This window comes from Pseudarthrobacter sp. J1763, from assembly GCF_050490295.1.
GTDB lineage: Bacteria > Actinomycetota > Actinomycetes > Actinomycetales > Micrococcaceae > JBNPEO01.
Genome location: NZ_JBNPEN010000007.1, coordinates 16,796 through 29,417 on the forward strand (window position 1 = coordinate 16,796; position 12,622 = coordinate 29,417).

14 protein-coding genes are annotated in these 12,622 nt (G+C 57.9%); 6 read left to right on the top strand and 8 right to left on the bottom strand.

Annotated elements, in window-relative coordinates; genetic code table 11:
- Window positions 1–24 precede the first annotated feature (24 nt).
- The 4 genes from ACQQCD_RS08590 (at window position 25) to asd (ending at window position 3,710) form a co-directional block, all read left to right on the top strand.
- Window positions 25–828 carry a thymidylate synthase gene (locus ACQQCD_RS08590; protein ID WP_430267977.1) on the top strand — a complete coding sequence of 268 codons (804 nt, stop codon included), beginning with the start codon at window positions 25–27 and terminating at the stop codon, window positions 826–828.
- Window positions 825–1,403 carry a dihydrofolate reductase gene (locus ACQQCD_RS08595; protein WP_430267978.1) on the top strand — a complete coding sequence of 193 codons (579 nt, stop codon included), beginning with the start codon at window positions 825–827 and terminating at the stop codon, window positions 1,401–1,403. Before ACQQCD_RS08590 ends, ACQQCD_RS08595 begins: the two co-directional genes overlap by 4 nt.
- 15 nt (window positions 1,404–1,418) lie before the next feature.
- Window positions 1,419–1,649 carry an NF038396 family protein gene (locus tag ACQQCD_RS08600; RefSeq protein ID WP_430268121.1) on the top strand — a complete coding sequence of 77 codons (231 nt, stop codon included), beginning with the start codon at window positions 1,419–1,421 and terminating at the stop codon, window positions 1,647–1,649.
- Window positions 1,650–2,579: 930 nt separating this feature from the next.
- Window positions 2,580–3,710, top strand: a complete 1,131-nt coding sequence (gene asd, locus ACQQCD_RS08605; RefSeq protein ID WP_430267979.1) for an aspartate-semialdehyde dehydrogenase — start codon at window positions 2,580–2,582, stop codon at window positions 3,708–3,710.
- On the opposite strand, the gene ACQQCD_RS08610 is transcribed toward asd, so the two are convergent.
- Window positions 3,707–4,804, bottom strand: coding sequence for a winged helix DNA-binding domain-containing protein (locus ACQQCD_RS08610; RefSeq protein WP_430267980.1), 1,098 nt, complete (start codon window positions 4,802–4,804; stop codon window positions 3,707–3,709). The genes asd and ACQQCD_RS08610 overlap by 4 nt on opposite strands.
- Window positions 4,805–4,928: 124 nt before the next feature.
- Between ACQQCD_RS08610 and ACQQCD_RS08615 the strand changes: the two genes are divergently transcribed.
- The gene (locus ACQQCD_RS08615) at window positions 4,929–5,393 is read left to right on the top strand and encodes a hypothetical protein (protein WP_430267981.1); all 465 of its coding nucleotides are present in this window, start codon (window positions 4,929–4,931) and stop codon (window positions 5,391–5,393) included.
- Between the two features lie 84 nt (window positions 5,394–5,477).
- Window positions 5,478–7,085 carry a DUF222 domain-containing protein gene (locus ACQQCD_RS08620; protein WP_430267982.1) on the top strand — a complete coding sequence of 536 codons (1,608 nt, stop codon included), beginning with the start codon at window positions 5,478–5,480 and terminating at the stop codon, window positions 7,083–7,085.
- Window positions 7,086–7,122: 37 nt separating this feature from the next.
- Here ACQQCD_RS08620 and ACQQCD_RS08625 read toward each other — a convergent pair whose 3' ends face one another.
- The 7 genes from ACQQCD_RS08625 to ACQQCD_RS08655 are packed head-to-tail and all read right to left on the bottom strand — an operon-like array spanning window position 7,123 to window position 12,606.
- A complete protein-coding gene (locus ACQQCD_RS08625; RefSeq protein ID WP_430267983.1) occupies window positions 7,123–8,190 on the bottom strand; it encodes a UDP-N-acetylmuramate dehydrogenase in 1,068 nt (355 codons plus the stop codon).
- A 9-nt stretch (window positions 8,191–8,199) separates the two neighbouring features.
- Complete coding sequence (locus ACQQCD_RS08630) at window positions 8,200–9,504, bottom strand: MFS transporter (protein ID WP_430268122.1); 1,305 nt, start codon at window positions 9,502–9,504, stop codon at window positions 8,200–8,202.
- A 20-nt stretch (window positions 9,505–9,524) separates the two neighbouring features.
- Entirely contained in the window at window positions 9,525–9,962 is a 438-nt protein-coding gene (locus tag ACQQCD_RS08635) for a MaoC family dehydratase (RefSeq protein WP_430267984.1), read from the bottom strand.
- 2 nt (window positions 9,963–9,964) lie between these two features.
- Complete coding sequence (locus ACQQCD_RS08640; protein ID WP_430267985.1) at window positions 9,965–10,423, bottom strand: FAS1-like dehydratase domain-containing protein; 459 nt, start codon at window positions 10,421–10,423, stop codon at window positions 9,965–9,967.
- Between the two features lie 35 nt (window positions 10,424–10,458).
- Window positions 10,459–10,683, bottom strand: coding sequence for a DUF3188 domain-containing protein (locus ACQQCD_RS08645; protein ID WP_430267986.1), 225 nt, complete (start codon window positions 10,681–10,683; stop codon window positions 10,459–10,461).
- Between the two features lie 20 nt (window positions 10,684–10,703).
- Complete coding sequence (locus ACQQCD_RS08650) at window positions 10,704–11,708, bottom strand: DUF2797 domain-containing protein (RefSeq protein WP_430267987.1); 1,005 nt, start codon at window positions 11,706–11,708, stop codon at window positions 10,704–10,706.
- Between the two features lie 34 nt (window positions 11,709–11,742).
- Window positions 11,743–12,606, bottom strand: a complete 864-nt coding sequence (locus ACQQCD_RS08655) for an HpcH/HpaI aldolase/citrate lyase family protein (RefSeq protein WP_430267988.1) — start codon at window positions 12,604–12,606, stop codon at window positions 11,743–11,745.
- Window positions 12,607–12,622: the final 16 nt, after the last annotated feature.

Here is a 12,622-nt window from a genome sequence, read left to right on the forward strand (position 1 = left end):
GCTGGCGCCGGTAGACTTTTGGCCATGAGCATCCCCACGCCCTATGAAGACTTGCTGCGCGAAGTACTAGCCAGCGGTGTAGCTAAGTCGGACCGTACTGGCACTGGAACTCGCAGCGTATTTGGCCGCCAAATTCGCTTTGATTTGGCAAAGGGTTTCCCCTTGATCACCACCAAGCGAGTGCATTTTAAGTCCGTGGCGGTGGAACTTTTGTGGTTCCTGCGTGGGGATTCGAATGTGCGTTGGATGCAAGAACAAGGCGTCACCATTTGGGATGAATGGGCCGATCAAGCTGGCGAACTGGGCCCGGTTTACGGCGTTCAGTGGCGTTCATGGCCCACCCCGGGTGGCGAACACATTGACCAAATCGCGCAGGTAGTCGAGGCACTCAAAACCAATCCAGACAGCCGCCGGCACATTGTCTCAGCGTGGAATGTTTCAGAACTTCACAACATGGCACTGCCTCCGTGCCACGCGTTTTTCCAGTTCTATGTTGCTGACGGGAAGTTGTCCTGCCAGTTGTACCAACGTTCGGCTGACATGTTTTTGGGAGTCCCTTTCAACATTGCCTCATACGCTCTGCTGACTCATATGGTTGCTGCTCAAACTGGGCTCGACGTTGGTGAATTCATTTGGACTGGCGGTGATTGCCACATTTACGACAATCACGTGGAACAGGTTCAAGAGCAGCTTTCCCGGGATCCGTATGAGTACCCGCAGCTGACGCTCCTTCGCCATCCTGAGAGCATCTTCGATTACACCCTTGAAGACTTTGAGATTTCCAACTACCAACACCACCCCACGATTAAGGCACCGATCGCCGTATGAGCACCCCGGAAAATCCGAGCATTCCGCAGGTCATCTTCACTGAGGAAGTCGCCGCGTCCATGACCGGGATCGGCTTAATTTGGGCGCAAGCGTCTAATGGCGTCATTGGCAACCAGGGCGGTATGCCGTGGCACGTGCCCGAAGATCTTGAGCACTTCCGCAAAATGACCACCGGGCACCCCGTAATTATGGGCCGCAAAACGTGGGAGTCATTCCCAGAAAAGTACCGCCCGCTGCCGGATCGCACCAACATTGTGATCACACGGCAGAGTGACTGGAGCGCGCCTGGCGCCGTTGTGGTTAATTCATTGGACCAAGCGATCATAGAATCGCAATTTTCTCCGGGCGGTCAAAAAGTTTGGATCATTGGTGGCGGCGAGATTTTTGCGCAGGCAGCAGAAATCGCAGACATCGCGATCGTCACGGTTATTGACGTGGAGGCCGACGGCGACACAAAGGCGCCGGACTTGGGCGAGGATTGGAAGTTCGCGACCGTGATCCCGCAAGAAGGTTGGCTCACTAGCCGCACTGAAACCCGCTACCGCTTCACAATGTGGCGCCGGACGGAGGCATAAATGTCTAGCTTGAGCGTGCTAAAACGCCCCGAAGCTCTTTTTGTTTTGGGTTACATGCTGTTGCCGCTGTTCGCACTACTTTCGGCGATTGTGGGGCTGACCATGATCCTGAGTGGGCAGAAGATTATCGGCGCAATCGTTTTGGTGATCCTGACGCAGGTCTTCGTTTTTGGTTCCATGTGGGCGCTGCGGACGCGCAAACGCGTTGTTCTGCTTGAGCAAAACCCCGGCTCTGCTGACAGCTAGGTGGGGAGTCCACCCCCTCGCGCATTTTTGACGTTCGCTTTACGGTAGGGACAGATATTTTGGCGGGTTAAGCTGTTTCACGGCTTGGGAGGCATTTGATGGCAGGGAATTTTTGGGGTGCAGATGTGGCCCAGTTGCGAACTCTTGCGCAACAGTTCGGCAAGGCTTCAGACCTGCTAATGCGTCAGTCCTCGAACCTGAGCAGCGAGATCAATGGGAACCAATCGTGGAAGGGCGCAGACAGTGCGCGCTTCAAGTCGGAGTGGAACGGCAGCCACGGGGCGTTGATTACGTGCACTGCGCAAGCGCTGCGCAAGCACTGCGCCAGCACTGCACCAGCACTGCACCAAGAGTCAAAACAGTTAATGCTCAGGCCTCCGAACAGGAAAAGGCCAGCAACATTTCCACCGGTGCCGGCCGCGGAACTGACGCACCAATCATCCCCGGAATCCCTGGCGGAAATTGGTCCTTAGCCGGCCTCTTGGCTGGCTCGGTTGGCTTGATACGGGGCGGCATGGGCATTCACAAGTGGATCAAGGCGCCCTTCACTGTCACCAAGCTTGCTTCGCAGTACGGTTGGATGCTGAAGAACGAGAAAACTGCGTTTATACGATCGTTCCAAAAAGGTCTTCACCGCGTCAATGGCCCGGTATTACGCACGGAGCGGTTGATTACCAACGGCCCGTTGGACGACCTGCTCAAGCGTGGCACCGCGGTCAGCAAGTTTGTGGGGTCGACTGAAAAATATTCGGTGAGATCTGGTGGGTCTACCTCGCCGTACTGTATCCGTTCTGGGCCGCGTGGACCTACTACTTCAAAGAACGTCGGGCCGAAAAGGCCCGCAAGACTGCCGGCCTCTCGCACCCGCTTGAGTCACCTCACCAACGTAAGAATCGGCGTCGGGCCCGTCCAAAGCTCTAAACTGAAGACATGACTCAATCAGTAGGCCTCGTCGGTTGGCGCGGTATGGTCGGTTCCGTCCTGATGCAACGTATGCAGGACGAGGGCGACTTCGCCAACATCAACCCAGTTTTCTTCTCAACCTCCAACGCTGGTGCCAGTGCCCCGGAACTTTCCGGCGCGGCGTCTGGCAGCGCGGGCAAACTCGAAGATGCCTACGATGTTGAGACACTCGCGAAGCTACCGATCATTGTCACGGCACAAGGCGGGGACTACACCCAACGCGTTCACTCCCAGCTGCGCGAACGCGGCTGGGACGGCCTCTGGATCGATGCTGCGTCAACGCTGCGAATGAACCAGGACTCGATCATTGTGCTGGACCCGATCAACCGCGACGTCATCGACCGTGGGCTTGCCAACGGCACCAAGGACTTCGTGGGCGGTAACTGTACCGTCTCCTGCATGCTCATGGGCCTGGGCGGACTGTTCAAGAACGGGCTGGTTGAATGGGGCACATCCATGACCTACCAGGCAGCGTCCGGCGGTGGGGCGCGGCACATGCGCGAGCTCCTCACGCAGTTCGGCACGCTCAACGGTGCGGTCAGCGCAGAACTGAACGATCCGGCGTCGGCCATTTTGGACATTGACCGCAAGGTGCTGGAACAGCAGCGCACCGGCGTTGACGCCACTCAATTCGGCGTCCCGCTCGCCGGTTCGCTGATCCCCTGGATCGACGCGGATCTTGGCAACGGCCAGTCCAAAGAAGAGTGGAAAGCCGGCCAGGAAACCAACAAGATCCTTGGCACATCCGGTGACAGCCACATCGTGATGGATGGCTTGTGTGTCCGTATCGGCGCCATGCGTTCGCACTCTCAGGCGCTCACGCTTAAGCTCCGTGAGGACCTTTCCGTAGCCGAGATCGAGAAGCTGCTGGACGAGGACAACGAATGGTCCAAGGTGGTTCCTAACACCAAGGAAGCATCCATGGCCGAGCTGACACCTGTGGCGGCGTCCGGCACCTTGGACATCCCGGTGGGACGTATCCGCAAGTTGGAAATGGGCCCGGAATACATCAGCGCGTTCACAGTCGGCGATCAGCTCCTCTGGGGCGCCGCCGAGCCGCTGCGCCGTATGCTCAGCATCGCCACCGGCAACCTCTAGGACGCCAAGAACCTGAGATATTTTGCGGCCTGCTGCTCGAAATACTTTTGAGCAGCAGGCCGCATTTGCTCACTAAAGGCTAAAGGTTCGACGACGTCCTTAGGACCCGTGCACTGGTGCGCCCAAGTGCCGCACACTCGGCCTCCAACAACGATGGTTTTTAGAAAAACACCGTTGCCGCCAGGCACGATTTTTGCCGCGTGCTGAGGGTCCAAAACGTCGTCTCGATCCGCATACCCCAGGATGAATTCATCGAATCCAGGGAGTGCAAGGACACTTCTGGCACCGGGGACTTTGTGGATCCCGCTGAACAGGTCCGGCGCGCACCAATACTCCCGCTCGTTAATGACCCGCTTCTCCAGCTTGTCCCCAATGACTTCCATAGCCCGTCGGACTTCGGTGATGGGTAGTTTGCTCCACGAACTGAAGTCCGCCATGGTCGCCGGTCCGTGACTTGCGAAGTAACGCTGGGCAAGCTCGGCAACGCTCTGTTCGCGTTCCAGCCGCCGCGAGAACGGGATCCATTCGTTAAATTCTCTGAATAGTTGCTGATTGCCTTCCAGCGGGCCTTGAACCAAAACAGCCATACGGCACAGGGTTCCGAGCATTGTGATTCCACGCTGAGCCTTGGTTCGTTGCCCTGCGCGTTCCCACGCGTCAAACAACTCGGCCCGCGTGCCTCCATCGGCACCACTGTTCCTCGCTTGGGCTACAAGCTCCACTGCTACTTCGGCGCATTGATCAAGATCGGCATCAGTAATTTCAAGTTCCCGGAATCGGGACTTCATTGCCCGGTGCAGTCGATCACTTGTCAGCTCAAGGATCCAGCCAAGGTCCTCCGGCATTACCAGGTGGAGGGTGCCACGCATGGGCCAAGACCGAACGATCTCCCCCGAGTTGATCGCTGCCCGGACCGATTCGAGCGAGAGTTTGCCACCGCCGATATGAACTCGAAGGCCCACGGCCCACATTGCCGACGGCAGGTCCTGAGCCTGCATTGCAGTCGTATGCCTGACAACGTCTGCGGGTGTTGGCGAGAAGCTAGCCTCAGTGGCCAGCAGTCCTTGAGCTTGTAAACGCAGTCTCCCGATCACGTGTTCATCCTAGTCGGCGCGTTGGCCCGGGTCAGGTTGAGCAATAGCTGCTTAATCAACGCAGTTGAACACGATCCCGGCAAACTCCCAGCGACCATTCAGGCGCAGCATTTAAGCTCGATTTATGACCATCAGCGAATTGTGGCCTTTGCTGCGACCGCTCAGCAAGGGCCTTGCCGTACCCGCGTGGATCCTCGCCATCGTGGGAATGGGAGCGGCGTTGGTCGTCGCCCTCACCAGCACCATCCGAGTCTCAGCGGGACTGAATCTCCTCCAACTAGTTGGAGCCATGTGCGCAGCCCTCTCGATGGGAATGCTGGCTATAGCCGCCATCCTCCAGCCACCACTGAACACAGAAGCCCACCGCTGGTCTTTGGCCAACGAGCTACCTGCCATGGTCCGCAGCTTTTGGGCCGGCGCCCTCATTATGGCCGTTGGAGTTTTGGGTTTCGCCCTAGCCGGTTGGCTACGTGTTGATGGGCCAACCACCCAGTCGATCGCTTTCACTCAGGTGTTTTTGACTGGCGCTGCAGCATCCGGCCTCACCTACATCCTCTTGGCCAAAGCCACTCCCGAAACCACTGAATAAAAATCTCGAAATTATTTTTGCCGTGTGCCTGGTTTTGGCTGGTTCTGCGGCTAAATTGTCAGACCCTGCTGCAAGGCTGTGGCTATGGAGAGATTCTCAGCGTTGAGTGCGGAAAGTCTAGACGCCTACCGGGTGTTGATGTCTTCCGTGCGCGCGCTGGGATTCCCCCAGAATGGTGCTGGCACTAGGGCTGATTCCTTGGTTGATGTAGCTGCTCCTAGTGCCGGCACCATTGCTTTTCCTGTGGCTGATGCCGTGGATTCTGTAGGTGATGCTGTTCGTGGTCGGGTGGATGCTGCCTTGGATGCTCTGACAAGTGTTGCCCGGGTTGAGGCCCAAGTAGCGGCACTGAAAGTCCGGTTGCTTCAGGACATCACTGATGCCACTGACGTCCTCCTGGCACCGGAGGCTAGCCCTCAGGATAGGGCTGTTAGCCAGATGAGTATGGTCGCTGAGGTTGCGTGCGCGTTGACTGTTAGCGAAACCGTGGCCGGGACGCTGATCCTCGAGTCCCGGCAGTTGAGTACGGAGTTGCCGTTCACGCTGAGAAGTCTTCAATTGGGGGAGATTTCTTGGGCACACGCACGCATCCTCTGCAACGAAGTCCAAGGCCTAGAACGTGGAACAGCCGCCGGACTGGAAGCACACTTTTTGGACCCCGATGCTATGAACCCTGCCCGCGGCTGCCCACCAGGTGAACTAGTCCCGGCACGCTTCAGGGCCAAAGTAAAAGCCTGGCGAGAACGCCACCACCCGGCAAGTATCACCATCCGGCATGTGAAAGGTGTTGCTGATCGCAGGCTCGAGTTCACCCCGGACCGGGACGGTATGGCATGGCTGTCCGCCTACCTGCCAGCAGACAAAGCTTCAGCAATCTGGAACCGTGCCACCCAAGCAGGACGAGCACTCCAAAACCCTAAAGAACCCCGAACACTCACCCAGCTACGGGCCGACACCGCGACCACATGGCTCCTTGGCGGCACCGACAACAACGGCAACAACACAAGCAAAAACAACACGATTGAAGACGGCGCTGGTGAGGGGTTCACGTCGCCGCGGGCTCAGATTCAGGCGCAGGTTCTTGTGACCGTCCCAGTGTTGTCTTTGATGGGGGTTACGGAAGAGCCTGCCGTGTTGGACGGTTACGGGCCGATCCCACCAGCCATGGCACGTGAACTTGTCGCTGAAGGCGCCGAGACTTTTCACCGGGTTCTGATTGATCCGGTCAATGGTGCACCCTTAGAGATCGGACGCAGTAGTTACCGGGTTCCTAAGGCTATGCGGCAATGGTTGAGAATGCGCGACGGGAAGTGCCCGTTCCCAGGATGTAACAACAGTTCCCTGGACAACGACGCGGACCACATCCTTTCCTGGGCCAGCGGCGGCACTACTGGTATCAGCAACCTCGGGCAGCCGTGCAAGAAACACCACAGACTCAAACACTCCAGTACTTGGCAACCAACCATTGCCACTAAACACGAACCGCCCGGCTGGATATCACCCCACGGAAAAAACTATCCGAGTGAAACCCAAAACTGGGAAACACCCTGGCTGCCTCCAGATTGGGCTGACGAGCTGGCCGACGTAGCCTTGGAACAGCATGCCCAAAATTGGGAACATGCTCAGCTTCGCGAGCAGGAGAAACGAAGCAAGCAATGGGAGCTAGCGCTAGCCAGCCTGCTAACCCGGTAACCCACTAACCAGCGCCCCAGCACCGCAGCGTGAACGCTCAGAGTTCCTCGCCAATAATGAGCGGCTCCGCGTGCAGCTCGATACCGAAGGTGCGCTGTACGCCGTCGCGCACTTGACGGGCCACCGCCAAAATGTCCGACGCCGAGGCTCCGCCGCGGTTGGTGATAGCCAGCGTGTGTTTGGTGGAAAGCGAAGCCCGTCCGCCAGACTCGGACTCTGAATCGAGTCCAAAGCCTTTGCCAAAGCCTGCCCTATCGATCAGCCACGCCGCCGAAAGTTTCACCTTGCCGTCTTCCCCAGCCGGGTAACGAGGAGCATCGGCGGGCAGGCTTGCCGCAACTTCAGCATCAACTATCGGGTTCGTAAAGAATGATCCTGTTGATGACGTGTCCGGATCGGACGGGTCTAGAACCATCCCTTTGGATGCCCGGAGCTTGAGTACCTCGCGGCGTACATCGTTTGAGTACGCGCGCTGGCCCACCTCAACACCGAGGTGCTTGGCCAATTCTGCGTACTTGATGGGTGCGCTCATCCGCCCAATCGCTAACTGGAACTCCACTGTAAGCACCACATAACGTGGCGATCCTTCAATGGTGTTCTGCTTGAGGATCGAGTCCCTATAGCCAAACTTCAGCTCAGAATTTGTGAATGTTTGTACTGCATTCCGCTCACGGTCCCACGTCCGCACAGCAGCGATCGTCTGTGAAACGTCTGCCCCGTAGGCACCAACGTTTTGTACGGGCGTTGCCCCTGTGGCACCAGGGATTCCAGAGAGCGCCTCAATGCCGGACCATGCATGTTTAACTGCGTGTTCCACGAGCGCATCCCAGTTGTGGCCGGCCTGGACAACCACCGACACTCCCCCGCAGGAGTCCTCGGAATTGACTACAAAGCCCTCGGACGCAATCCGCAGGACCGTGCCGTCGTAGCCCTTGTCCGAGATCAGCAAGTTTGATCCGCCGCCGATGATCAAGAGTTTTTCGCCAGCAGCATCTGCTGCCTTTACAGCCTCAATGATTTCGGCTTCGGTCGCCGCTGTTACAAGTTTCCCTGCGGGGCCACCCACGGCTGCAGTGGTCAAGGTTGAAAGCTGTGTTTGAGTCACCTCATCAGCCTACCGCCCGGTGACCTCTTGTTTCCGTGCCACGGGTGCCAAGAAGTATGTCAGCACCAACATCACTAGAACAGCCAAGAGCGAGTGAAGGATACCCACGTGCTCGGCCAAAAGGCCCAACACCGGAGGGCCACACAAAAATGCGCCATAACCGATGGTGGAAACCACGGACACTCGGGCTGCTGCCTTGCTGGGATCATCGGCGGCAGCCGACATTCCCACGGGGAAGCCCAGCGATGAACCAAGGCCCCAGAAAATCAGGGCCACGTAGGCAAGCCAGGTGAATGGCGCAAATACAAACAGTGCCAAGCCAATCAGCGCCATTGCTGCACTCACACGCAGCACAGGAACCCTGCCAAATTTGTCCAACAAATACGTTCCAGCGAAACGGCCAATCGTCATGGAGGTAACAAAGAGCCCGTAGCCCATAGCGCCGTTGGCGTTGGATTCGCCATACCCATCAGCGAGCGCGAGCGCCACCCAGTCCCCCGCAGCACCCTCGGCTAATGCCAAGCCTAGAACCAGAACACCCAACAACAGTGTTCGCTTATCCCGCCAGGCTTGAGCCACCAGCCGTCGGCTATCCAGCGGTGCACTGTTTGCACTTCGAACATCAGCAGCTCCAGCGGCAGTGCCACCAGCAGATCCGCCTGCGGCGTGATCCAGGAGGTCACGATCAACGGCAACCAAGTCCGGTGTCAGCGTCTGGATAGGTCCGGTTTCAACACTGAGCGGTACCACCGGGGTTTTATCCGCCAAAAAGTATTTGGCGCCAATATTCACGGAAACTGCCACCACAATCCCGGCAGCCAGCAGATGGTAAAAAACTGGCAAGTGAACGGCTGCGGCCCATGCCCCAACACCCGCACCGAGAACTGTTCCCAGGCTAAAAGACCCGTGAAGGCGCGGCATGATGTGCCTGCCTAGTGCTCGTTCTACCGAGGCGCCTTCCACATTGGACGCGGTGTTCCAGCTGGCCGTCCCAAGGCCAACAATGGCAAGTGCAATGCCGGCCAACACAGAGCTATCGAAGACCGTGGTGGCTAGGCCGGTCAGGGCCAAACCCACACCAACGATGGTGCTGCCCAGATGGATGGTGCGCTTGGAACCGAGCCGAATAACAATCAGTCCGGACGCCGAGACGGACAGAAATGATCCAGCTGTCATACACAAAAGCAGTAGACCAATAGTGGCGGGAGTCAGCTCCAAGGCGTCACGAATAGCAGGCAGACGTGAAACCCAAGAAGAGAAAGCAATTCCGCTGGCCCCGTAGGCCACCACTACACCGTTGCGCCATTTCAAGATTGGCGCGTCAACAACCCCGTTCAAGAAATTTTCACAACCGCCTGGGACTTCATCAAGACTTTCTGTCCGCCAGCGATGACTGTCAGATCAATACGTGCGGTCCCGGCGTCCGGATCTACAGCACCCACCACACCACTGACCTCAATCGCAGCACCGGGCTCATCAGTACCAGTGGTGTCTTGAACGGGGACCGGCTTTGTGAAGCGTGTTTGGTAATCCACGACGGCGGCAGGGTCGCCAATCCAGTCGGTCACCAATTGCACTGCGGCACCCATGGTGAACATACCGTGTGCGATCACACCGGGAAGCTCAACCGCTGTGGCGAAGTCGTTGTTCCAATGAATCGGGTTAAAGTCACCTGATGCCCCGGCGTACTTAACCAGATCTTGGCGGGTGACGTTGACGGTAATGGAGCCGATTTCTTGGCCCTTTTCCAGCTCTGCGACGTTGATACTCACGTTTACTGTCCCTCTCCGCGAACCAGGATGGATGAGGTGGTGGTGGCGACGGATTCGCGCTCACCGGATGCTGTGGAGAAAATTTCGGCCCGGGTGCTGATCATCGCGCCGCTGCCCATGGCGCGGACGGAGTCCACGTGAAGTTCGGCTTGAAGCTGGTCACCGGCAACGATGGGGCGGTGGTGGGTGAAGCGCTGTTCGGCATGCACCACACGGGAGAAGTCAATTCCGGACGCTGGATCTTCGATGAGTAGAGCATCGGCTCGCTGCGCAACAATGATGGCGAATGTTGGCGGGGCCACAAGATCTTTGTGCCCTAGGGCCTGTGCAGCTTCAACCTCAAAGTGGGCTGCGTGTGTGGCTTTTACGGCGCGGGCGAACTCGCGAATTTTCTCGCGTCCAACCTCATAAACGTCGGCGGCCGGGTAGCTGCGGCCCTGCAAGTCCGGATTAATACTCATGGCATCTAGCCTATCTGGCGAGGGCTTGTGAGTAGCTACTTCTTGAGAGTTTTACGTATCTGACGGGCACGATAAATCAGCCCGGCCACATGAAGTAAAAGCCCGACGCCGATGACCGGCAACGCCGCCATCGCCAGGGACGGGTTGTGTTTTACGTTTCCCACGATAGTGATCACAATGCCTACAGCGATCATGCCCATGGCACCAAAAACCAAGGTCTTGTAGGTGTTGGAGGCAGTGGCCCAGAATTCGTTTAGCACCGTGCAAGCTTATCGCTTATCTAGAACAGCGAGTCTTGGACCGTGGGCTGCACAGATTCGAACTCACCCCATTCAAGCGCTCTGCCTTTGAGCTGGTTGAGGTCCACCACGAATTGTGGCGATTCCGGATCTCCCAAAAGCCGTACCAATGCGCACGCACCTGAGAGGGACAACAGTTCAAAGCCATGTGCCCCTTCGAGCAATGCGTTGGGGTAAGCGTGCCGTAAGCCCTCCGCCGGTGATGCCACCAAGTCAGCCAGCGCTGGACGTTCCCAGATTTGCGCCACCGGATCAAACTGCCCGGCTGTCAGTGGATGAGTTTGAGCATAAGGGCTCTCCAACACTTCCTTCGCCCGGCGAGCATGCTCGGTATTGATCTTGGTCAGTTCGCTGTCACTGAGCGGGCTCAGTAGCCCGGCGCTTTTGGCGGCCGAACGGATTTGTTGCGGCAGCCCGGCGTCGCGCGTTACGGCGTCTTCTAAAATCCGCACTGCTGTGCCGTTCTGGGCGGTGGCCACAAATTGGGCGACTACTGCCCCCTGTTCTGCCAAGCGCTGCCACTGGCGAAGTTTTGAGGCCGTGCCAACTTTGGTGCCACCGCCCGCGAAGGTCGCAACGTACAGCCAGTGCGGCTGGGACAAGTACTTCCTCAGACCAGCGGGGACCTGCCCCCCGCGATGCGAGTCATGCATCTGCCGGGTTTCGTCGCGGGCAAAGCATGGCCCACATTGATATCCGCGTTCCGCTGCGGAACCTTGCTGGCAGACTATCTCGTCGCGGTGAGTTTCATCGTGCACTTTGACGTATCCCAAACACCACTTGCCGGCGTTGATGGCCCGGAAACCCAACCGCACGCCAGGTGCCAAAGGAATGTCGGTGGCTTGGGCGTTTTGCCCCGTACTAAAGCGCAAGACGGGTGGGTGACCAGGGGCATCCCAAGCGACGGCGCGAAGTATTTCGGGACGGCTTACTTCCGTGTGACGTACTTCAGGGTGACCTGCCGGCGTCGAATTTTCCGCTTGCACGCCGGACGGCACCATGGTTTGGGAGGTGAGTTGCTTAGAGAGCTGGCTGAACGCCAAAAGCGGTGGCGAGCTTCATGATCTTCTCGGCGCGGCCCAAGCGGGGCAAGTCCGAACCGTCACGGATGACACGGCCGTTGGCCTCAAAGTCGTTCATAAAGTCCGTAGCCCAAGCAACATCTGAAGGCGTGGGGCTAATAACTTCGTTGATAACCGTGGTCTGGTCAGTAGCCAGGCACAACTTTCCAGTCATACCCATGGTCACGGTGATGCCTGTCTGCTCACGCAAGATTGGGTGGTTGGTGCCTACGGTGGGGCCGTCAATGGGGCCCGGCAGGTTACCAACACGGCTAGCCACTACAAGCTTGGCGCGCGGGTAGGCCATTGCTTCCGGTGTTGCAGCCATACCGGTGTCGCGGCGGAAGTCGCCGGAACCAAAAGCCAAGCGGAAAGCACCCTGTGCCCGGGCAATGTTGTTAGCTTCTTCAATTCCAAGAGCGGATTCAACCAAAGCCACCACAGGAGTCTTGCCGTCCATCCGGTGGAAGGACTCAGTGACCTGGTCAGCGGATTCGGTCTTCGCCAGCATCACACCGAGCAAGCCGGGGGTGCCGCGCAAACCAGCAAGGTCATCGGCCCAGAACGGACTAATTGCGTCATTGATACGTACCCAAGCGCTATTTCCAGCGTTCAGCCACTTCACAACGTTCTCGCGGGCTTCATCCTTCTGAGAAGGGTCAACGGCGTCTTCAATATCCAACACCACAGCGTCCGCTCGGGAGTTCGCAGCCTCAGCAAAAAGCGGCGTTTTCATAGCATTTACGAGGAGCCATGAACGGGCAATCTCGGGACTAATCGAACGTGTTGGTCGTGCGGACTCGGCGGCGGTGGGAGACGTCATAGTTCTACCGTAGCCC